The sequence below is a fragment of the Actinomadura sp. 6N118 genome (assembly GCF_044326415.1).
GTDB lineage: Bacteria > Actinomycetota > Actinomycetes > Streptosporangiales > Streptosporangiaceae > Spirillospora.
In genome coordinates this window covers 25,479-47,053 of record NZ_JBIRAZ010000004.1, presented here as the reverse complement: position 1 = coordinate 47,053, position 21,575 = coordinate 25,479, and the positions used below count along the sequence as shown (strand labels likewise).

Annotated in this window: 19 protein-coding genes; 8 read left to right on the top strand and 11 right to left on the bottom strand. The window is 71.5% G+C overall.

All coding sequences use genetic code 11. The features are described from left to right. The first annotated feature begins 7 nt into the window (after positions 1-7). From ACH34W_RS10930 to ACH34W_RS10910, 5 genes are all read left to right on the top strand, one after another. The gene (locus ACH34W_RS10930; protein ID WP_395960674.1) at positions 8-1,339 is read left to right on the top strand and encodes a hypothetical protein; all 1,332 of its coding nucleotides are present in this window, start codon (positions 8-10) and stop codon (positions 1,337-1,339) included. Beyond that, on the top strand, positions 1,336-2,727 hold the full coding sequence (locus tag ACH34W_RS10925) for an ATP-binding protein (RefSeq protein ID WP_395960673.1): 1,392 nt from the start codon (positions 1,336-1,338) through the stop codon (positions 2,725-2,727). The genes ACH34W_RS10930 and ACH34W_RS10925 overlap by 4 nt, the downstream gene beginning before the upstream one ends. Further along, complete coding sequence (locus ACH34W_RS10920) at positions 2,724-3,164, top strand: response regulator (protein ID WP_395960672.1); 441 nt, start codon at positions 2,724-2,726, stop codon at positions 3,162-3,164. Before ACH34W_RS10925 ends, ACH34W_RS10920 begins: the two co-directional genes overlap by 4 nt. After that, a complete protein-coding gene (locus ACH34W_RS10915; protein ID WP_395960671.1) occupies positions 3,161-5,077 on the top strand; it encodes a response regulator in 1,917 nt (638 codons plus the stop codon). Before ACH34W_RS10920 ends, ACH34W_RS10915 begins: the two co-directional genes overlap by 4 nt. Positions 5,078-5,240: 163 nt before the next feature. Next, on the top strand, positions 5,241-6,032 hold the full coding sequence (locus ACH34W_RS10910; protein WP_395960670.1) for an SDR family NAD(P)-dependent oxidoreductase: 792 nt from the start codon (positions 5,241-5,243) through the stop codon (positions 6,030-6,032). A gap of 27 nt (positions 6,033-6,059) precedes the next feature. On the opposite strand, the gene ACH34W_RS10905 is transcribed toward ACH34W_RS10910, so the two are convergent. The 8 genes from ACH34W_RS10905 to ACH34W_RS10870 all read right to left on the bottom strand — a co-directional run bounded on the left by ACH34W_RS10905 (position 6,060) and on the right by ACH34W_RS10870 (position 16,024). Beyond that, a complete protein-coding gene (locus tag ACH34W_RS10905) occupies positions 6,060-6,533 on the bottom strand; it encodes a TIGR00725 family protein (RefSeq protein WP_395960669.1) in 474 nt (157 codons plus the stop codon). Continuing rightward, positions 6,533-6,832: a 4a-hydroxytetrahydrobiopterin dehydratase gene (locus tag ACH34W_RS10900; RefSeq protein ID WP_395960668.1), complete on the bottom strand. Its 300-nt coding sequence runs from the start codon at positions 6,830-6,832 to the stop codon at positions 6,533-6,535. Before ACH34W_RS10900 ends, ACH34W_RS10905 begins: the two co-directional genes overlap by 1 nt. Positions 6,833-6,869: 37 nt before the next feature. After that, entirely contained in the window at positions 6,870-8,855 is a 1,986-nt protein-coding gene (locus ACH34W_RS10895; protein WP_395960667.1) for a glycosyltransferase family 39 protein, read from the bottom strand. 6 nt (positions 8,856-8,861) lie between these two features. Then, positions 8,862-10,922: a glycosyltransferase family 39 protein gene (locus tag ACH34W_RS10890; RefSeq protein WP_395960666.1), complete on the bottom strand. Its 2,061-nt coding sequence runs from the start codon at positions 10,920-10,922 to the stop codon at positions 8,862-8,864. After that, positions 10,919-12,256 (bottom strand): glycosyltransferase, encoded by a 1,338-nt coding sequence (locus ACH34W_RS10885; RefSeq protein WP_395960665.1) that lies wholly within the window; start codon positions 12,254-12,256, stop codon positions 10,919-10,921. Before ACH34W_RS10885 ends, ACH34W_RS10890 begins: the two co-directional genes overlap by 4 nt. 130 nt (positions 12,257-12,386) lie before the next feature. After that, positions 12,387-13,829 (bottom strand): sensor histidine kinase, encoded by a 1,443-nt coding sequence (locus ACH34W_RS10880; protein WP_395960664.1) that lies wholly within the window; start codon positions 13,827-13,829, stop codon positions 12,387-12,389. Positions 13,830-13,833: 4 nt separating this feature from the next. Next, positions 13,834-14,559 (bottom strand): response regulator transcription factor, encoded by a 726-nt coding sequence (locus ACH34W_RS10875; RefSeq protein ID WP_395960663.1) that lies wholly within the window; start codon positions 14,557-14,559, stop codon positions 13,834-13,836. Between the two features lie 85 nt (positions 14,560-14,644). Further along, a complete protein-coding gene (locus ACH34W_RS10870) occupies positions 14,645-16,024 on the bottom strand; it encodes a hypothetical protein (RefSeq protein ID WP_395960662.1) in 1,380 nt (459 codons plus the stop codon). A 419-nt stretch (positions 16,025-16,443) separates the two neighbouring features. Here ACH34W_RS10870 and rsgA point away from each other — a divergent pair, with 419 nt between their 5' ends. Next, on the top strand, positions 16,444-17,478 hold the full coding sequence (gene rsgA / locus ACH34W_RS10865; RefSeq protein WP_395960661.1) for a ribosome small subunit-dependent GTPase A: 1,035 nt from the start codon (positions 16,444-16,446) through the stop codon (positions 17,476-17,478). An 11-nt stretch (positions 17,479-17,489) separates the two neighbouring features. Next, on the top strand, positions 17,490-18,014 hold the full coding sequence (locus ACH34W_RS10860; RefSeq protein ID WP_395960660.1) for a GNAT family N-acetyltransferase: 525 nt from the start codon (positions 17,490-17,492) through the stop codon (positions 18,012-18,014). A gap of 62 nt (positions 18,015-18,076) precedes the next feature. Here ACH34W_RS10860 and ACH34W_RS10855 read toward each other — a convergent pair whose 3' ends face one another. Beyond that, positions 18,077-18,931 carry an ABC transporter permease gene (locus ACH34W_RS10855; protein WP_395960659.1) on the bottom strand — a complete coding sequence of 285 codons (855 nt, stop codon included), beginning with the start codon at positions 18,929-18,931 and terminating at the stop codon, positions 18,077-18,079. Continuing rightward, complete coding sequence (locus ACH34W_RS10850) at positions 18,928-19,923, bottom strand: ATP-binding cassette domain-containing protein (RefSeq protein ID WP_395960658.1); 996 nt, start codon at positions 19,921-19,923, stop codon at positions 18,928-18,930. The genes ACH34W_RS10855 and ACH34W_RS10850 overlap by 4 nt, the downstream gene beginning before the upstream one ends. A gap of 97 nt (positions 19,924-20,020) precedes the next feature. On the opposite strand from ACH34W_RS10850, the gene ACH34W_RS10845 reads away from it, so the two are divergent. Then, complete coding sequence (locus tag ACH34W_RS10845) at positions 20,021-20,815, top strand: TetR/AcrR family transcriptional regulator (RefSeq protein WP_395960657.1); 795 nt, start codon at positions 20,021-20,023, stop codon at positions 20,813-20,815. Here ACH34W_RS10845 and ACH34W_RS10840 read toward each other — a convergent pair. Further along, on the bottom strand, positions 20,760-21,563 hold the full coding sequence (locus tag ACH34W_RS10840; protein WP_395961162.1) for an ABC transporter permease: 804 nt from the start codon (positions 21,561-21,563) through the stop codon (positions 20,760-20,762). The two genes, ACH34W_RS10845 and ACH34W_RS10840, sit on opposite strands and share 56 nt — an antisense overlap. Positions 21,564-21,575 lie beyond the last annotated feature (12 nt).

The window sequence follows — 21,575 nt, the reverse complement described above, 5'->3', positions numbered from 1 at the left end:
ATCCACGGTGTTGCTCGAACCACTGAACCAGTGGGTCCTGACCGAGCTGCCGCGGCTCAACCGGTCGATCCTGGCGCGAGCGGAGCCGCCCGGGACACTGGCAGCGGAGTTCTCACAGTCGGTCCTGGCGGATCTTCCGCCGCCGGAGGCACTCGACCCCGCGGACGCACGGCGGCTCACGGTGCTGCTTGGCCTGTCGGGATCGTGCGTGGCGCGGCACTTCCAGGAGGAGGACCTGTCGCGCAAGGCCAGGCCGCGCGAGTCGTTCGCGGCCCTGCGTGCGGGGCCCTGCGGCATCCCGTTCCCCGACTACTTCGCCCGGCTGACGAGGACGACGCGCACCGGGCATCCGGCGCGGGACTGCTACGCCTCACTCGTCCGCTGGAACGTTCCGACCATCGAGGTCAGGATCGGCGGCGGCCCGGTCGTCTCCGTCCTCCCCGGATGCTTCGCCGACCTGCGCGTCAGGACCTACACCGGCGATCCCGGCGAGGTCTCTTTCTTCGAGCTGCTGAAGAAGTCGGAGGCGCTCGAACTCGCCGCCAACCAGGCGCTCGCCCCCATCGCCGATGGCGACGTGCACATCCTGTCGGCCGAGGCAGAGCAGCGGACCAGGATGGCCACGGCCCTGCTGCTGGACATCGCCCACCTGAACCACGACTTCGCCAAGCGGCCTCCCGAGCGGGGCGGGCTGCGTCCCGACCACTTCATGGACGTCTTCCGGCAGTTCGCCGTGCACTGGGAGCGCGGCGACGTCCCGCCCAGCGGCGCCCAGGACCCCGAGTTCCTCCGCCGTGACTTCCTCCTCGGGATCGCGTTCCCGGACTACGGCACGCACATCAGGCGCAACTTCCCATCGATGCTCGACGAGGAGCGCAGGACCCTCACCGCCCTGATGGGCCGCCCGTCGCTGACGGCGGCCTTGCTGGAGGTGCTCGGGCTGGACGACGCAGCGCTGGAGGCGATGACGCGCGAGCAGACCCGCGCCGCCCTCCGCCGCCACCCGATGCTCGGCGCGTGGTACGGCCTGCTCAACGCCAACGCCAAGGTCGGTGCCGTCCACCTCATGCTCGCCGAGAAGTACCTCTTCAAACCGCAGCACACCCGGGACGCGACCGGCGTCGGTGACCGGCCCCTGGTGTCGAACCGGACGGGCACGACGGGCATGGACGAGCCGATGCTCGTCCGCCTGGCCAGAGCGCGCCAGCGCCACGCGCTGCGCCGGCTCGGTCCCCCGGCGGTCCGCAGGCCCGACCGTTCCCTGCTGAACGCGCCGGACCTGGAGGACACCCGGCCGGGGCTCGCCGCGGACGTCACGCTCGTGGGATCGCGATCATGATGGGCGCGAGCCGCCGGGTCGTCGCGATGGTCACGCTGGTCGTGGCCGTCGCCATCGCCGTGCTGGCCGCCGGGTTGGTCATCGGCGACGCCGCGGCGCTCGGGCTCGGGCTGTCGGCCGTGGCGGTGCTCGGCGGCGCCGGGCTGCTGATTGCGCGCACTGCGGCTCGCGACGAGCACGCCCTGGCCCACGCCCAAGGGGTCGAGCGGGAGGCGCGCGCCGACGCCGACCGGCTGCTCAAGGTGATCGACAACACCTCGGCCGTCATCTACCTGCGTGACGTCCACGGCCGCTACCTCCTGGTCAACCGCCAGTACGAGCAGCTGTTCGGCGTCCGGCGGGAGGACCTGGTGGGCCTGACCGACCACGACCTGTTCGCCAAACCGGTCGCCGACGCCTTCCGCGCCAACGACCTCAAGGCGCTGGCCCAGGACACGCCGACCGTGATGGAGGAGGTCGCGCCCCAGCTCGACGGGACCCACACCTATATCACCGTGAAGTACCCGATCACCGACGTCGACGGCCGCCCGTACGCGGTCTGCGGCATCTCCACCGACATCACCGACCGCAAGCGCGCGGAAGAGCAGGTGCGGCGGCTCAACGCCGAGCTTGAGCACCGGGTCAGGGAACGGACCGCGGAGCTCGAGGCCTCGACGCGCGAGCTGGACGCCTTCGCCTACTCGGTGTCGCACGATCTCAGGGCGCCGCTGCGCACGCTCAACGGGTTCAGCAAGGCGCTGCTGGAGGACTACGGCGCCCGCCTCGACGGGACGGGCCGGGACTATCTGCGCCGGATCGGGGCCGCCGCCGACCGCATGGGCGGGCTGATCGACGATCTGCTCAACCTGTCCCGCGCGTCGCGGGCCGAACTGCACCGCCGGCCGGTGGACCTGACCGCGCTGGCCGAACGGATCGCCGACGAGCTCACCCACGCCGATCCCGACCGGAAGGTCGAGCTGACGGTCCAGCGGGGACTGGCCTGCATGGGCGACTCCGCGCTGCTCGAGCTCGTGCTGCGCAACCTGCTCTCCAACGCCTGGAAGTTCACCTCCAAGCGCGTGACCGCGCGGATCGACGTGGGGGCGGTCCGCGACCGCGGCGCGGACGACAGCGCCGACGACGGAGCCGTCAACGATGACGGCTCGTCCGGTGTCTTCTACGTGCGCGACAACGGCGTGGGCTTCGACGAAGCCTACGCGCACAAGCTGTTCGTCCCGTTCCAGCGCCTCCACCCCGCTAGCGACTTCAGCGGCAACGGCGTCGGGCTCGCGATCGTGGCCCGCGTCGTGGCCCGCCACCACGGCCGGATCTGGGCCGAGGGCACGCCGGGTCAGGGCGCGGCGTTCTACTTCACGGTGGACGCCCGCCCGGGAACGGACGGGTCATGAGAGACGCGCCGATCCTGCTGGTCGAGGACAACCCCGACGACGTCACGCTGACCCTGCGGGCGTTCGCCAAGAACGGCGTCTGCAACGAGATCGTCGTGCTGACCGACGGCGAGGGGCTGATCGACCTGCTGCTGCCCGCGGACGGCACCAGCCCGCTGCGGCCCGCGATCATCCTCATGGACATCCACCTGCCCAAGTTCAGCGGGCTCGAGCTGCTCCAGCGGATCCGGTCGGACGAACGCACCCGGTACGTCCCGGTGATCATGCTCACGACGTCCACGGAGGAGCGCGACGTCGTCGCGAGCTACCAGCTGGGCGCCAACAGCTTCGTGTGCAAACCGGTCGCCTACGACGAGTTCCTCCGGACCGTGCGGACGCTCAGCGCGTACTGGCTCGACATCAACGAGACGTGCCCGTTGTCGGAGCGCCGGCCATGACGGCCCCGGTCCGCCTCCTGCTCTGCGAGGACGACGACGACGATGCGGTCCTCATCGTCACCCACCTCCGGCGCGACGGCCTGGAGGTGATGTACGAGCGGGTGGAGACGGCCGAGGCCGCAGCGCGCGCACTGCGTGGCCACCCACCCGACATCATCATCTCCGACTACCGCATGCCCGCCTTCACCGCGGAGGACGCGCTGCGGCTGCTCCACAAGACCGGCCTCGACATCCCGTTCATCTTGGTCTCCGGGCAGATCGGCGACGAGCACGCCGCAGCGCTCATGAGGGACGGCGCGCACGACTTCATCCGCAAGGACCATCTGACCGGGATCGCCCCCGCGGTCCGCAGAGAGCTCCAGGACGCGCAGGTGCGGCGCCGCCGGCGAGAGGCGGAGAACGCCCTGCGCAAGAGCGAGCAACGCTTCCGGCTGTTCGCCGAGAACGCGCCGGACATCATCTTCCGTTACCGGTTGACACCCAGGGAGGAGGTCGAGTATGTCAGCCCGGCGGCGGCGCTCATCCTCGGCCACCATCCCGACGAGCTCTGCGGCGACCCCGGCCACGTGCTGTCCTTCGTGGATCCGGCCGACCGGCCCGCTCTGGAGAAGTCCTGGCATTCCCCGGCGCCCGAGCCGCTGGTCGTCCGCTGGCACCGCCCCGACGGGACGACCGTCTGGACCGAGCAGCGGGCCGTCGCCGTCCGGGACGAGCACGGGCGGCCGACGGCGGTCGAGGGCATCCTGCGCGACATCACCGCGCAGGTGGCCGCGCAGCGGGAACGGGAACGGCTGGAGCACCGGCTGCGCCAGGTGGAGCGGCTCGACTCCCTCGGCAAGCTCGGCGGCGGCGTCGCCCACGACTTCAACAACCTGCTCATGGTCATCCTCGGGCACGCCGAACTGGCCCTGGAGTCCGCGCCGGACGACAGCTCCGTCCGGGACGATCTCGAACGCATCCAGCGGGCGGCCGAGCGCGGCGCCTCGCTCACCCGCCAGCTCCTCATCTTCAGCCGGCTGGAGCCCTCGCGGCCGGAGGTCCTCGATCTCAATGCGGTGGTCGAGGACACCGGGCAGCTGCTGCACCGCACGATCGGTGAGGACGTCGAGCTGATCGCCGAGCTCCAACCCGGTCTTGACACGGTCAGGATGGACCGCAGCAAGCTGGAGCAGATCTTGCTCAACGTCCTGCTCAACGCCCGCGCCGCGATGCCCGAGGGCGGCCGCGTGACGATCCGCACGGCCGGTGTGGAGGCAGCGGGCATGCCGCCCTCCGTGCGCCTCAGCATCACCGACACCGGCTTCGGCATGTCGCCCGAGGTGGCCGAACGCGCCTTCGAGCCGTTCTTCACCACCAAGGAGCGGGGCCAGGGCACCGGGCTCGGACTGCCCACCGCCTACGGCGCCGTGAAGGAGGCGGGAGGTGAGATCGGCATCGAATCCGAGCCCGGCGAGGGCACGACCGTCACCATCGACCTGCCCGCCACGCGCGAGCCCGTGCCCGCGGCGGATGATCCCGGTCCCGCGCGGACGCATCGCCGGGACGCGACGGCCCTCGTGGTGGAAGACGACGGCGAAGTCCGCGACCTCGTGGAGACCATGCTGGCCCGGTCGGGCTACCAGGTGATCGACACCACCTCGCCGATCGAGGCACTCCAGATCGCGGGAGCCGGCGAGCCCTGGATCGACGTCCTGCTCGCGGACGTCGTGATGCCCGGCATGTCGGGCGTCGAGCTCGCGGAGCGGATCAGGCGCGCGCGCCCGGCCGTCCCCGTGCTGCTGATGTCCGGGCACACCACCGACTCCCTGCCGAGCGGCGTCGTCCTGCCGCCGCGCACCGCCCTCATCCGCAAGCCGTTCACCTCCGCCGACCTGCTGGCCCAGCTCGCCGCCATCCTCGGACCCGGAGGATGAGTCACGAGCCGATCAGCCGCAAGCTGCGCGCGGCCCGCGATTCGCACGCCCCACGATTCGCACGCCTGGAGCTCGCACGCCTGGAGCTCGCACGCCTGCAGCTCGCACGGCGCGCGACCACTACCGCTGCCTTTGTCCTACTCGTCTCGTCTAGGGTGCGGGCATGACCTCGCAGCCCGACCCGCCCGGCTATCTCGCAGAGCTGTTCTCGCTGGAAGGCCGGGTGGCCGTCGTGACGGGCGGCAGCTCGGGCATCGGCCGCGCCATCACCGAGGCGCTGGCGCGGGCGGGGGCGAGTGTCGTGGTGGTGGCGCGGCGTGAGGCCGAGCTCGCCGCCACGGTCGCGGCGCTGGAGGCCCACGGTTGCCGGGCCGCGTGGGTCAGCGCCGACCTGAGCTCCCGGGACGGCGTCCGGACCGCCGCCGAGGAGGCCGTCAAGGCGTTCGGCGAGCCCGACATCCTCGTCAACTCGGCGGGCGTCAACCTGCGACCCCCGATGGGCGAGACAGGCGACGAGGTCTGGGACGCCACGATGGCGGTCAACCTGCAGGCCCCGTTCCTGCTAGGTGAACGGTTCGGGCCCGGCATGGCGCAACGCGGCTTCGGCCGGATCATCCACGTCTCCTCCCAGCAGGCCTTCCGCGCGTTCGTGCAAAGCGGTGTGTACGGGGTGTCCAAGGCCGGGCTGGAGGGCCTGACCCGTTCCCAGGCGGAGGCCTGGTCACCGCACGGTGTCACCTGCAACACGCTCGTGCCCGGGTTCGTGATGACGCCGCTGAATGCCCGGCTGTCCAGCGACCCCGAGAAGGTGGCCGCGCTGGCCGCCCGCACCATGGCCGGCCGAAACGGCCTGGCCGACGACTTCGCAGGTGCGGCGGTGTTCCTGGCCAGCCGGGCATCCGCGTACGTCACCGGCCAGGCCCTCTTCGTCGACGGCGGGCTCTCCAGCCACTGAACCCGCCAGCAAGCCAGCGGCCCCCGGTCAGGACCACAGGCCGGTCAGTTCGAGCGCCTGCTGCGGCGTGCCCGCGTGGCAGATCCCCGACAGCGGGCGCCCCTGCTCGTCCAGGACGTGCCATCCGCCGAGCTGGACCACCGGCACCCGGCCCGCCCGCATCGCCAGGGCCAGCTCCGACAACGTCCCCCACGACCCGCCGATCACGATGACGGCGTCCGCGGCGTTGACGATCACGTTGTTGCGGGCCTCTCCGAGGCCGGTGGGGATCGCGACCGTGAGCGCGGGACCGGCAGCGGAACGGTCCGCGGCGGGCAGCACCCCCACGACGATGCCGCCCGCCGACCGCGCGCCGTCAGCCACGGCGGCCATCACGCCGCCCTGCCCGCCGCAGATGACGACGGCGTCCCGTTCGGCCAGCAGCCGGCCCGTCGTGCACGCGTCCTGCCATTCCTCCTCGGAGCACATCCGCGGCCCGCACACCGCCACCTGCAGCGGCACTACTGAGCCGCGTGCTCGGTGGCGATCCGGTCGATCCGCCGGGCCAGATCGAAGTCCTTCCCGGTCAGCCCGCCGGCGCTGTGGGTGCTCAGCGCGAACGTGACGGTACGCCAGCGGATGTCGATGTCGGGATGGTGGTCGGCCGCCTCGGCGGCCCGCGCGACCTCGACCACCAGATCGATGCCCGCCAGGAACGAGGGAGCCTTCAGCTCCCGGCGGATCTCGTCCCCCGCACGGGACCAGTCGGGCAGCTCCTTGAGATGGGTGGTGATGGCGTCGTCGTCGAGAGTGCCTGCCATCGCTCTCTCCTTTCGGTATGCCTCGCTCCCGAGTACATCACCCCAGGGTCGTGAGGTCATAGATCGTCACGCCCCCGACGGTCGTGGCCGTGAAGTTCGCAGTGACCCAGGTGCTGATCTGCTGCGCGGAGTCACTGCCGCCCGAGGACCGCCCCATCCCGCCGCCCGGACCCCCGCCCGTGCCGCCGCCGATGAAGTAGTGGATCTTCTTCTCCCGGACGTACTGCTGGAACCGGGCGAGGGTGGGCGCCGGATCAGTGCCGTTGAACCCGCCGACAGCCATCACCGGCTCCCCGGTCGCCAGCTGGTACCCGGCCGCGCTGTTGGAGCGGACAGCCGCCGCGACCCAGGTGTAGGAGCCCGCGTTCGCCTTCAGCAAGGCCGTCAGCTCGGCGCTCGGCTTCGCGGCGTTCAGCAGGCCGCCCGGCCCGCCTCCGAAGCCGCCTCCGCGGGCGCCGCCCATGGTGCCAGGAAGCTGGCCCTGGCCTTGCCCGGCGCCGGCGCCGAGACCTCCGCCGTTCTGCCCTTGCCCGAAACGGGCCTGCATGCCCGGTGGACGGCCGCCAGGGAAGCCGCCCCGAGGTCCACCGCGGCCGCCCGGGCCGCTGCCCGTCGACGGCCCAGCCGTGACAATCGCCCCGCTCTTCGGCGTGGTCACCGTGTCCACGGCGTACGCGGCGGGACCGGCGAACGCGGTGAGCATCGCCAGCACCGCGGCGCCGGCCACCACCACACGCGGCAGCCACACCGTGGCGAGCAGGAGCCCGGCGGCGACCAGGCCCCCGAGCAACACGACCGGTCCCAGCCACGGATGCCAGTCCTGCGTCCGGCCGAGCAGCACGTACGACCACACCGCCGTCACCGCCAGCGTGCCCGCGAGGACTCCGGCAGCCGCCGGAGCACGCCGCCGCTGCCACAGCAGAGCCGCGCCCATGCCCACCAGCGCCGCCACCGCCGGGGCGAGCGCGACCGTGTAGTACTCGTGGAAGATCCCCTGCATGAAGCTGAAGATCAACGTGGTGACGAGCAGCCAGCCGCCCCACAGGGCGAACGCCGCACGCGCCGGATCGGAACGCGGCGCCCGGCGGGTGATCCACAGCCCGGCCGCCAGCAGGATCAGCGCTGCGGGCAGCAGCCAGGAGATCTGGCCCCCGATCGAGTCCCCGAACATGCGCAGCCAGCCCGCGTCCTGGTTGAGGTTGCCCAGCCCGCCGGTCTCGTTGCCGTTCAGCCGCCCGAGCCCGTTGTAGCCCAGCGCCAGCTCCAGAACGCTGTTGTGCTGCGAACCGCCGATGTACGGGCGCGACCCGGCCGGCACGAGCGCGACGACCGCCACCCACCAGCCGGCCGACACCACCATCGCGGCACCCGCCAGGAGCAGCTGCCAGATCCGGCGCCGCACAGGTGTCGGTGCCGCCACCAGGTAGACGAGCGCGAAGACCGGCACGACCAGGAACGCCTGCAACATCTTGGCCAGGAATGCGAACCCCACACACGACCCCGCCAGCACAAGCCAGCCCGTGCGGGCGTTCTCCTGCGCCCGCACCAGCGCGTACGCCGCCACCGTGAGCAGCAGGACGAGCAGGGCGTCGGGATTGTTGAAGCGGAACATCAGCGCGGCGACCGGCGTGAGCGCCAGCGCGGCGCCCGCCAGCAGCCCGGCGCCAGCGCCGAAGCCCCGGCGCACTGTCGCGTAGAGCGTGCCGACGGTGGCCACGCCCATCAGCGCCTGCGGAACGAGGATGCTCCAGGAGTTGACCCCGAACACGCGCGCCGTCAGCGCCATCGGCCACAGCGCGGCCGGTGTCTTGTCGACCGTGATGGCGTTGGCGGCGTCGGAGGAGCCGAAGAAGAACGCCTTCCAGTCCGACGCCCCGGCCTGGACAGCGGCCGAATAGAAGGAGTTCGCCCAGCCCGCAGAGCCCAGGTCCCACACGTACAGGACGGCTGTCAGCGCGAGCAGGGCCAGCAGCGCCGGCTTGACCCAGCGTGCGTCATGCGTCGTTGTCTTGGTCGATGTCATGTGAGATCAGCCCAGGTAGTAGAGCTGCGCGCCGTCACCCGAGGTGGACGAGGCCGAGCTGCCATAGGTTGCCGGATCGACGAGGGTGCCGTTCTTCTTCACCCATGAGGTGACCTCGGTGCTGCCGCCGCCACCGGGCCCGACGCGGCCCTCACCGTTGATGAGGATGTAGCGCAGCCTGCCCTCCTTCACGTACTCCTGCAGCTTGGCGACCGTCATGGCCGGATCGCGGCCGGAGAAGCCGCCCATCGAGATGACCGGCTCACCGGTCTGGAGGATCAGCGACGACGCCTGCTGCGCGCTGCCGACCGCGACCAGCCACTGCGCGCTCCCGCGGTGCTGCTCCAGGTAGGACACCAGCTTCGTGTCGACCTGGCCGCGCATGCCGCCTCCGAAACCGCCGCCGTCCGGCCGCTGGCCATTGGATGTCTGGCCGCTCGGCTGCTGACCGCCGCCCGGCGCCTGGCCCGGCCTCATGCCTGGCGGCACCCCGCCGGGCATCCCGGCCGGACCACCGCGCATGGCGCCGCCCGGTCCGCCGAAGCCCGATCCGCTGCTCGGACCGGCCAGCGGGTTGGTGCCGTTCGCGGGCTCGGACGCCGCCGACACCGCGTACGCACTCGGCCCCGCCAGCCCCGCGACGAGCGCGACCACCAGCGCGGCCACGGCTGCCGGGCGGCGCATCCGCCCGGCCACGAAGAGAAGGACGGCCACCACGGTGGACGCCACGACGACCCAGCGCAGCCACGGATTCCAGTCCGGAGTGCGGTTGAGCAACACGAAGGACCACGCACCCGTGACGACGACACCGGCCGGCAGCACCCACGCCCACGCCGCCGAACGCTTGCCGGCCTCGTTCAGCAGGACCACGCCGGCACCGGTCAGCGCGGCGATGGCCGGCGCCATCGCGGTCGAGTAGTACGGGTGGAAGGTGCCCTCGGCAAGGCTGAACACCAGGTAGTGCACGGCCAGCCACCCGCCCCAGATCAGCAGGCCCGCCCGCGCACCATCGACGCGCGGCCGCCTCCACACCAGGATCAGGCCCGCAACCAGCGCGATCGCGGCGAACGGCAGCAGCCACGAGATCTGGCCGCCCAGGATGTCGTTGAACAGACGACCGACGCCGGACTCACCGCCGAAGTTCGCGCCACCGCCGCGACCACCGCCACCGGCGCCGCCGCCCTGGCCGAAGATCCGGCCGAGGCCGTTGTATCCGATGACCAGATCCCACACCGTGTTGTCGGTGCTGCCGCCCACGTACGGGCGCTTCGACGCGGGGATCAGGTCGACGACGAGCATCCACCAGAAGCTGGACGCCACGAGCACGGCACCGGCGCCGACGAGGTGCGCGATCCGCCGCGGCAGCCCGGACTTCGCCGCGACCAGGTAGGCGAGCGCCAGGGCGGGAACGACGAGGTAGGCCTGGAGCATCTTGGTGTTGAAGCCGCAGCCGACGAAGAACGCCGACGCCAGCAGCCACCGCACCCTGCCCGACTCGACGGAACGCTGGACCGCCCAGGCCGCAAGGACGAGGAACAACACCAGCAGCGTGTCAGGGTTGTTGTCCCGATTGATCGCCACGGTGATGGGCGTCAGCGTGAGGACGGCCGCCGCGACCAGCCCGGCCTTGTAGCCGAACGCGCGCCGCACGGTGGTGTAGAGCACGGCGACCGCCGCGACCCCCATCAGCACCTCGGGGAACAGCAGGCTGAACGTGGAGAACCCGAAGACCCGCCCGAACAGCGCCTGCGCCCACAACGCCATCGGCGGCTTGTCGACGGTGATGAAGTTGCCGGTGTCCAGCGAGCCGTAGAAGAACGCACTCCAGCTCTGGGTGCCGCTCTTCACGGCCGCGGAGTAATAGGAGTTGGCGTAGCCGCTCGCCGACATCCCCCACGCGTACAGCACACCCGCGACCAGCAGGATGCCCCACAGTGCGGGCCGGACCCAGGCCGGGTCCTCAGGCCGTCCCAGGAACAGCCGGGCGCCCCGGCTCCTCCTCGGCGCCTCGGCCGGCGGCGCCTCCGCCTCCGCCGGCGGCGTGGCGATCGTTCGGAAGGTGGTCATCGGTTCTGTCCCCCGGTGATGTTCGGTTGCGTGGTGTTGGCCTGCATGGCGCTCGATGGCATGGCGTTCGGTTGCATGGCGTTCGGCTGGACGTTGTGTGCCTGGCGTGCCTCCACCCGGCGGGGGTGGAAGACCCAGGCGCGCATGAGCAGAAAGCGGACCAGCGTGGCGACGCCGTTGGCGCAGATCAGCGCGGCGAGTTCGACGACCCGCGAGGAGCCGGGCGCGACGGCGTGGAGCAGGGCGAGGCCGCCGGTGCTGAGCGTCAGGCCCAGGAGGAACGCCACACCGCCCTCGATCTGCTGCCGGAACGCGCCCTGCGTGCCGGTGACCCCGAAGGTGAACCGGCGGTTGGCGGCGGTGTTCCCGATCGCGGTGATCACAAGGGACAGCGCGTTGGCGGCGAACGGCCCGGTGACCGTGCGCAGCAGCACGTACAGCAGCAGCTGCGCGAGCGTGCTGATGACCCCGATGATGGCGAAGCTCGGCAGCTGCCGGGACATACCGCTCGGCAGCTTCGGCCGCTGCCTGCCGCCGACGGGCGCGCGGAACGCGCCGGTCAGCATCCGCCGGCCGACCCGGGCCATGCCCTTCAGGTCGTCCAGCGCGGTGTGCAGGACGTCGACACGGCTGTCGGGATCGTCGACCCAGTCGACCGGCACCTCGTGGATGCGCAGCCCGTTGCGCTCGGCGAGCAGCAGCAACTCGGTGTCGAAGAACCACTCCTCGTCCTCGACCGAAGGCAGCAGCGCCTGCACGATCTCGGTGCGCGCGGCCTTGAAACCGCACTGCGCGTCGGAGAAACGCGCCGCGAGCGTGGTCCGCAGCAGCAGGTTGTAGCAGCGGGAGATGATCTCACGCTTGGGCCCGCGCACCACGGCCGAGCCGCGCGACAGCCTGCTGCCGATCGCCAGGTCGCTGTGACCGGAGATCAGCGGCGCGACCAGCGGCAGGAACGCGTCCAGGTCGGTGGACAGATCCACGTCCATGTACGCGACCACGTCGGCGTCGCTGCCGCTCCACACATGGCGCAGCGCGCGGCCGCGTCCCTTGGCCTCCAGCCGCACCGCCCGCACCCGCGGGAGCTCGGCCATCAGCTCCTCGGCGATGTGCCAGGTCGAGTCGGTGCTGGCGTTGTCGGCGATCGTGACGCGGAACGGGTAGGGGAACGTCTCGGTCAGGTAGGCGTACAGCCGCCTGACGCTGGCTTCGAGGACGTGCTCCTCGTTGTGGACGGGCACGACGACCTCCACCAGGCGCTGCCGGCCGCCGTTGTCCGGGCGGCCGGGCTGCGTCGCGGCGGGAGGCGCCGTTTCGGTGACCAGTTGGCTCATGGGACAACCGTCGCCAGCTGGTGTGGGAGGGACCTGAGCCGATCATTAAGCCCGGATGAGAAACCGTCAGGCGTGCCGATGAGAAACCGTCAGGCGGGCCCGTCAGGCAGGTCCGGTCAGGTAGGTCCGGTCAGGCGGCGGGCGCCACGGCGCCGGGCAGGCGGACGCGCGCGAGGGTCCCGCCGCCGTCGGCGGAGTCGAGCCGCACTTCTCCGCCGCTCTCCTGCACGACCCGCGAGACGATCGACAGCCCGAGCCCGGAGCCGGGCAGGCTGCGCGCCGACGTCGAACGCCAGAACCGGTCGAAGACGTGCGGCAGGTCCTCCGGGTCGATGCCGGGGCCGTGGTCGCGGACGGTCAGCTCGCCGTCGGCCAGCCGCACCTCGACTGTGCCGTCGGACGGGCTGAACTTCACCGCGTTGTCGAGCAGGTTGACCACGGCCCGTTCCAGCGAGCCGGGATCGCCGTGCACGTACCAGGGCTTGGTCTCGGCGTCGATGCGCAAACCCGGGCCGCGCAGCCGCGCGCGTTCCACCGCGCGTTCGACGACCTCGTGCAGGCCGACCTCCTCCTGGACCGGCTCGTCCTGCTCGGGCCGTGCCAGTTCGAGCAGGTCGCCGACCAGGCTGGAGAGCTCCTGCATCTGCGCCTTGACGCTCACCAGCATCCGGTGCCGGGTCTCGGGCGGCAGCGGCCTGCCGGTGTCCTCCGACCGCATCAGCAGGTCGATGTTGGTGCGCAGGCTGGTCAGCGGGGTGCGCAGCTCGTGCCCGGCGTCGGCGATCAGCTGCTGCTGCCGTTCGCGTGAGGCGGCCAGCGCCGCGGTCATCGTGTTGAACGAACGGCTCAGCCGCGCGATCTCATCGACGCCCTCCGCCGGGATCCGGGTGTCCAGGTCCTCGGTCCGCGCGATGTGCTCGACCACATCGGTCAGTTCGTCCACGGGCCGCAACGAGGCCCGCGCGATCACCAGTCCGGCGGCCGCCGAGACCAGGACGCCCAGCGCCGAGACGGCGATGAGGAGCCACGCGAGCGTGCTGAGCGGTCCTTCGACCTCGTCGAGCGGAAGGGCGTAGGACACCGCGGCCCGCGTGCCGTCGTCCGCCTGGAACTGCACGGTGTAGACCCGCACACTGACCTGCTCGCCGGACTCGTCGACGCCCGTGCAGTCGTGCAGCGAGTCACGCCGCTGTCCCTTCGCCACCTCGACGTCCGCGTCGGTGACCGAGAGCGAACCGGCGTACGGCACCGCGCAGGGGCGGCCGTCGGCGGTCACCAACTGCAGGATCTTGTACGGCCCGGGCGGAGGAGGCTTGCTCCCCTGGTTGGTCGCCGTCGGCTGGCAGTTTTGCAGGTCGTAGGTGAGCTGCTGGGTGAAGCGCAAGAAGCGCGGTGGCGCGTCACCCTGGGGACTCGACGGGCCCGCGGCGCTCTTGAGCCGCCGGTCGAGTTCGGCGTAGAGCTGGCCGCGCACCAGGAACCAGCTGGTGGTCGCGCACGCCGCGACCGCCAGCGCCACGGCCGTGGCCGTCAGCAGGGCCAGGCGGGCGCGGAGCGTGAGGCGTTTCGTCACGTCATCACGCCGCGGAGCGCAGCACGTAACCGACGCCGCGGACGGTGTGCACGAGGCGCGGCAGCTCGTCGACCTCGGTCTTGCGGCGCAGGTACATCACGTACACGTCGAGGGAGTTGGAGGCGGGCTCGAAGTCGAAGCCCCACACCGTCTCCAGGATCTGCTCGCGCGTGAGCACCTGGCGCGGATGGAGCAGGAACATCTCCAGCAGCATGTACTCGGTGCGGGTGAGCTCCAGCGGCTTGCCGCCCCGGGTGACCTCCCGGGCGAGGGTGTTCATCCGCAGGTCGTCGAAGGTGAGGATCTCATCGTCCTGCCCGCCGCCGGCCGGCGCCGCCATCGCGCTGCGCCGCAGCAGGGCGCGGACGCGGGCCAGCAGCTCGTCCAGCTCGAACGGCTTGACCAGGTAGTCGTCGGCGCCGGCGTCCAGGCCGGTCACGCGGTCGCCGACCATGTCGCGGGCGGTCAGCATGAGCACCGGCATCGTCGCCCCCTGGGCGCGCATGCGGCGGCACGCGGTCAGGCCGTCCATCCGGGGCATCAGCACGTCCAGCACGACGAGATCGGGCTCGTCGCGGGCGACCCGGTCGAGCGCCATCGCCCCGTCGGCGGCCTCGGCCACCGCGTAGCCCTCGAACTCAAGGCTCCTGACCAACGACTCCCGCACGGCGGGTTCGTCGTCCACGATCAGGATGCGGGCCGGTGCCGCCCCTTGCGTTCCAGGCTCCATGCACCCACCGTATCCAGCGGATATCGCAGCTCGGGTCGCGGCGGCCCGTTTCTCATCGATCTCTCACGAAGTTCTGAGCGGCCGCTTACGAGGCGCGATCGGTGCGATCGGCGCGGTCCGTGCCGATCGTGGTGCGGACGACGGCCGTGGTGGCGTCGCCGGCGGCGCCGGTGACGACGGTCATGATCGCCGCGGGCAGCGCAGGGGCGGTCTCCAGCCGGTTGCGGCGGGACCCCATCCGGTACCGCGAGGCGTTCTTGAGCGTGCTGACCGCGATCTTCGGTACGGCGCGCGGGGCCGTCTGGGTCGTGACGCGCACGGCGATGCCGGTGGCCGAGCTCACCGCCCCGCTCGTGGCGGGGTTGTCGGCCACCAGGGTCGCGGTGGCGCGGGCTGCCCGGGCGACCAGGCCGGTGACCGAGGCACCGCCGGGCTCATGCTGGGCAGGGGCGGGCTGCGTCGCCGTCAGCCACGTCGTCTTCATGACGTCGACGACCACGTCCTTGGCGACATCGCGCATCAGATCGCGCAGCGCGTCCTTCATCGCCAGCTTGAGCGCCTCGCGCATCAGCTCGGCCATCACCGTCTCGATGGCGTAGACGGTGGCGCGGGTGGCCATCTGCGTGACCATGCCCCGGGCCGTGCGGGCCACGGCGCTGCCCGCGGCGGCGGCCAAAAGATCGGAGGCCGAGCGGGCGGCCTCGCTGCGGGCCGCCTGGCGGGCGACGTCGGTCGCGATCTCGGCGGCGACCGACGTCACCGGGGTGAGCTCGGCCAGGGCCACGGCCTCCTGGGCGCGGCTGCGCACCCCGCGGCCCAGATCGCGGGCGGCCTCGCGCGCTGCCTGCTGGACGACGGCCACGACGATGTCGCGGCCCACGTCCAGCGCGACCTCCACGGCGACGTCGGCCACCGCGTCCAGCGCGGTGTCGACCACGGCCTTGGTGGCGGCCTGGACGATCGGGGCGGAGACGGTGCGGTTGGCCATGTCGAGGGCGGTGGCGGTGGCCGCGCGGGCGAAGGGATTGCGCGCGGCGAGCCGGGCCGCGGCGATCGCCATCGGATGCTGGGCGGCCTGACCGGCGAACGTGAGAGCACTGGTGGTGACCTCCAGAGCCGCGCCGGTGACGGCGTTGGACTCGGCCACGGCACGGGCCTCGATCACCGCTCTCTCGGCCGCCGCGCTCGCCACCTTGACCGCGGCGTCCCGCGCGGCCTGCTCCACGATGTCCATCGCGGGGGTACGGGACACCTGATCCACGATCTGGACGGCGGCCCGGGCGGCCGCCTCACGCGCCGCCTGGCGTACCGGCTCGCTGATCGTCGCCGCCGCCCGCGCGGCGCCGGCCGCGGCGGGGGTCAGGGCGTTCCAGATGTCCTCGATACGGTCCGCTGCGGCCTGATCGAGCTTGGCCAGCTGTGCCCGGTCTGTCGCCTGAGCCCCGTCTTCGACCCTGTCGTCCACCACCATGCCCCTGTCTCGGTGAGGTTTCCGCCCACATTCACCATAACCGCCACAAGGGACCAGAACGAGATATGTCGTGGTTGTCACCGTCCGCATGAGCAGCACGGACGGCGCGTGCGGCGGGCAACTCCCCTGCGGAAGCAAGGATGATCCCGTATGGACGATCATGGACTCGTCGGCGAAACGTGTATATTTGTCGGCGGAACTCTAGGGAGGTGAGGTGTATGGCCGTCGCGGTGATGGCTGCTGCGTGCAGCACTCCGGCCCACCTCATGTCCCGGGCCCTCGGCTGACCCTGTCTTTCTTGACTCTCAGCCGGCTGCTCTCTGCCGGCTTTCGGTCGGCGCCGGGGCCCCTTCACACAAGGGTTCAATCCGTTGTCTTCATCTGCGTTTCCGCAGGCTCTCACTGCCTATGGCTTGGATGAGAGCCTGGAGAAGGAATTCTCCTCTTATCGCGAGGCAGGACTGATCCCTGCCCGCATCGCCGCCGTGGACCGCGGGCAGTGCGACGTCATCACTGAGCACGGCCCCATGCGGGCCGACACCACACCCGTCGCCTCGCCCGACGACCCGGTCCAGGGTCCCTGCACCGGAGACTGGGCGGCACTGCGGACCGGGGAACACCCCGCCGTGGCCGCCCTGCTCCCCCGGCGGACGGCCATCGTGCGTTCGTCCGCCTCGCAACATTCACATGGCCAGGTCCTGGCCGCCAACGTCGACACCATCGCGATCGCGGTCTCCCTCGCCGCGCGCCTGGCCCTCGGCCGCGTTGAACGGCTGCTGGCCCTGGCGTGGGAGAGCGGGGCCCGTCCGGTGATCGTCCTCACCAAGGCCGACCGGAGCGACGACCCGGCCGCCGCCGAGGCAGAGGTCGCCACCGCCGCGCCCGGCGTCGACATCGTCACGGTCAGCGCCACGACCGGCGACGGCGTCGACATCGCCGCCGCCGTGCTCACCGGCACCGTGGTGCTGATCGGCCCGTCCGGCGCGGGCAAGTCCACCCTCGGCAACGCCCTGCTGGGCGCCGAACTCCTCGCCACCGGCGCGATCCGGGAACAGGACGGGAAGGGCCGCCACACGACGGTCCGCCGCGAACTGCTCCCGCTGCCGTACGGCGGCGTTCTCATCGACACCCCCGGGCTTCGCGGAGTCGGTCTGTTCGACGCCGAGGAGGGACTGCAGCAGACCTTCGCCGAGATCGAGGAGCTCGCGGCGGAGTGCCGTTTCGCCGACTGCGCCCACGAGAGCGAGCCGGGCTGCGCGGTGGTGGCCGCGATCGAGGACGGCACCCTGCAGCAACGCCGCCTCGACAGTTACCGGAAACTGCTGCGTGAGAACGCCTGGGCCGCCTCGCGCAACGACGCGCGGCTGCGTGCCGAGCGCGAGAACAACCGGAAGGCCATCACCAAGTGGCAACGCCAGCACTACAAGGTCCACGGCCGGGACCGGTGAAGGGGGACACGATGACCGACTGGAAGACCAGGCCCGAGACCGATCAGGACGTGCCGGCCGTACGCCGCGTCGTCGAGGCGGCCTTTCCCACCTCGGAGGAGGCCGACCTCGTGGACGCCCTCCGCAAGGACGCGGCGTGGCTGCCCGGCCTGTCGTGGGTGGCGGAGTCGCCGGACGGCCAGGTGGCCGGCTATGCGCTGCTGACACGGTGTCAGATCGGGAACGGGGACACGGACCGGGGCGCCGACGCCCTGGCGCTCGCTCCGGTCGCCGTCCTTCCGGAGTACCAGCGGCAGGGCGCGGGCGGCGCGGCCGTCCGGGCCGCACTGGAGGCCGCCCGCGAGCAGGGTGAACGGCTCGTCGTCGTGCTCGGGCATCCCGACTACTACCCGAAGTTCGGCTTCGGGCGGGCGTCGGCGATGGGCATCCGGACATCGTTCGAGGTGCCGGACGAGGCGCTGATGGCCCTCGTCCTCGGTGGGTCCGGCCCGGTGCCCGCCGGGACGATCCGTTACGCGGCGCCGTTCGGAGTCTGAGTCAATTGCAATGGTGGCCGGCGGGGGCATCCCCGCCGGCCACCACCTGTTCAGCACCCTCTTCAGCGGCCCTTGCGCTGGTAGGTGCGGACTGTCAGCGGCACGAACACCACCAGCAGGAACGCCGACCACAACAGCGTGGCCGTCACCGGGTGCGCGATTGGCCAGGCGGCGTCGCCCGCAGGCACGCCGGGATTGCCGAACAGCTCCCGGCAGGCCGCGGTGAGTGCGCTGACCGGGTTCCAGTCGGCCAGCGTCCGCAGCCACGCGGGCATGCCCCCTGTCGGCACGAACGAGTTGGACACCATGGTGAACGGCAGGAACAGCGGCACGAGCTGGTCGGCGGTCTGCTCGTTCTTCACCACCATGCCGAGGTAGCAGCCCACCCAGCTCACCGCGTACCGCATCACCATCAGCAGCAGGAACGCCTGCACGGTCGGCACCAGGCCGCGGTGCGGCTGCCAGCCGACCACCAGCCCCGCCACCGCCATGATCCCCAGGCCGAGCACGCCACCGAGCAGTGTGTCGGCGCCGGTCTGCCCGAACGGCACCGCCGAGCGGGCCATCGGCATCGAGCGGAACCGGTCCATCACACCCCGGGACGCGTCGGTGGCGACCTTCAGCGTGGTGGCCATGATCGAGCTGAAGGTCACCATGGCGAACAGGCCCGGCATCAGGTACTCGCGGTAGTTCCCCCCGCCGGGCACCTGGATCGCGCTCCCGAACACATACCCGAACAGCACCACCATGACCGCCGGGAAGATCAGGGCGACGACGATCTCGCCGGGCTCCTGCCGCAGCCGGCTGAGCTCGCGCCCGACCAGCGTCAGCCCGTCGGTGAACGACCAGCGCAGCCGGGCGGCGAACGAGGAGGCCAGGACGGGGGCTGGAGCTTGGGCGGTGTGCGTCGTGGTCATCGGACGACCTCCTTCTCCAGGCCGGATTCGCGGTCGGCATCGGTGTCGGTGTCAGGGTCGGCGTCGCGATCCGTCAGGCGCAGGAACACCTCGTCGAGCGTGGGGCGGCGCAGGCTGACGTCGGCCGCGGCGACTCCGGCCCGGTCCAGCTCCCGTACGACGTCGGCGAGCCGGACACCGCCGCTCGCCAGCGGCACGCTGAGTGCCTCGGCCCCGGTCATCGTCGGGTCCGTACCGGCCAGCCGGTGCATGACCGTCGAGGCCTCCCGCAACATCGAGGAGTCCGCGAGCACGACGTCGAGACGGTCACCGATGGTGGCCTTGAGGTCGTCGGGCGTGCCGGACGCGACGACCCGGCCGTGGTCGATGACGGCGATGTCGTCGGCGAGCACGTCGGCCTCGTCCAGGTACTGCGTGGTCAGCAGCACGGTGGTGCCGTCCGCGACGAGTTCGCGGATGTTGTCCCAGATGTCGCCGCGGCTGCGCGGGTCGAGGCCGGTCGTCGGCTCGTCCAGGAACAGCACCGGGGGCCGCAGGATGAGGCTGGTGATGAGGTCGAGGCGGCGCCGCATACCGCCCGAGTAGCCGCTCACCTGCCGGTCGGCCGCGTCCATCAGCCCGAACCGTTCGAGCAGCTCGTCGGCCCGGCGGTGCGCCTCCCGGCGCGGCAGGTGGTAGAGCCGACCGAACAGGCGCAGGTTGCCGCGGCCGGTGAGCTTCTCGTCCACGGCGGCGTACTGGCCGGCCAGCCCGATGCGCGCCCGCACCTGGTCGGCCTCCCGGACGACGTCGTACCCCGCGATCCGTGCGTGCCCGGCGTCGGGCCGAGACAGCGTCGCCAGGATGCGTACGGCCGTCGTCTTGCCCGCGCCGTTCGGTCCGAGCACGCCGCAGACGGTGCCCGCCGGGACCACCAGGTCCAGTCCTCGCAGGGCGTGGGTGCGGCCGAAGTGCTTGTGCAGCCCCTCGGCGACCACCACCGGCTCCTCCATGATCCCTCCACTGGGTACGTCGTACGCAATTGAGAGCCTCAGCGTAGGTTACTGGGTACGACGTACGCAACTAGACTTCCGGTGAGGAGGTGGGCCGGTGCCCGACGAGGAGTACCCGAACATCTGGATGCGCCCCGAGCGCCCTGCCCGGGGGCCGCGTCCCGCCTACAGCCGCGCGCAGATCACCGAGGCCGCCGTCCGGATCGCCGACGCCGAGGGCCTGGAGGCCGCCACGATGCGGCGGATCGCGGCCGAGATCGGCGCGGGTGCCATGTCGCTCTACCGGTACGTGCCGAGCCGCGACGACCTGATCGAGCTGATGGTGGACCGGATCGAGGGTGAGCAGAAGCTGCCCGCCAGGCCGACGGGCGACTGGCGGGCCGACCTGACGCTCTTGGCGGAGGAGACCCGGGCGATGTGGCTGCGCCACCCGTGGTTCGCCACGCTGCAACGTGCCCGGCCCGTCTTCGGCCCCAACCAGCTCCGGATCATCGAGTTCGCGGTGGGCACGCTGGACGTCGGACTGCCCATCGACGAGGTGCTCGGGCTCATCGACATACTCAACGGCTATGTCGAACGCGCCGTCCGCGGCGAGCTCATGTGGGTGGAGGAGTCTCGCCGGTCAGGCGTCGGCGAGTCCGACTGGATGGCGCGCAACGGGCCGTACGTGCGGCAGCTCATGGCCAGCGGCGACTACCCGATGTTCACGCGGATCGTGATCGAGGCGCGCCAGCCCCACATGGACCGCGACGAACAGTTCCGGTACGGGCTGGAACGCGTCCTGGACTGCATCGCCGTCGCGATCGACACCACTCCCCTGCCGCCGGAGGTGGCGTTCACCGTTCAGGACGGCGGTAGCGGCGAACGGCCAGCGGCAGGAAGACCACAATGATCGCCAGCGGCCACGCAACCGCCAGCAGCACCGGGTGCTGCGCCGGCCACGAATCGCCTCCGGTCCCGGGATTGCCGAACAGCTCCCTCGTCGCGCCCACGGTGGCCGACAGCGGATTCCACGCCGCGATCGCGCCCAGCCAGGCGGGCAGCTGAGACGGCGACACGAACGTGTTGGCCAGGAACGTCAACGGCATCAGCAACATCCACGAAGCCCCGGCGGCCTCGGGCGTGATGAGCAGACCGACGTAAATGCCGACCCAGATCAGCGCGAATCGCAGCAACAACAGAAGCCCGACCGCGGCCAGCGCGCGCCCCGGTCCCTCATGCCAGCTCCACCCGACCACCAGGCCGCAGCCGACGAGGATCGTCAGCTCGATCACCGAGTTGACCATGTCGGCGAAGCTGCGGCCGACCACCACCCCGGCCTGCGAGATCGGCATGGCCCGGAACCGGTCGCTCACCCCCTTGGCGACGTCGTTGGCCACGGTGGCCATGGTCGTCGCGACCCCGAACACCATCGTCTGGGCGAAGATGCCGGGCATCAGGTATTCGCGGTAGCCGCCGCCGCCCGCCACGACCATCGCGCTCCCGAGCACGTAGCCGAACAGCAGCACCACCACGATCGGATAGAGCAGGACGGAGATCACGACCGTGGGATTGCGGACCCAGTGGATGAGCCCCTGACCTGCGATGACCCGTCCATCCGCGAGTGTCCAGCGCACCTTCTCCGGCCAGGTCTGCGGCATCGGCGGAACGGT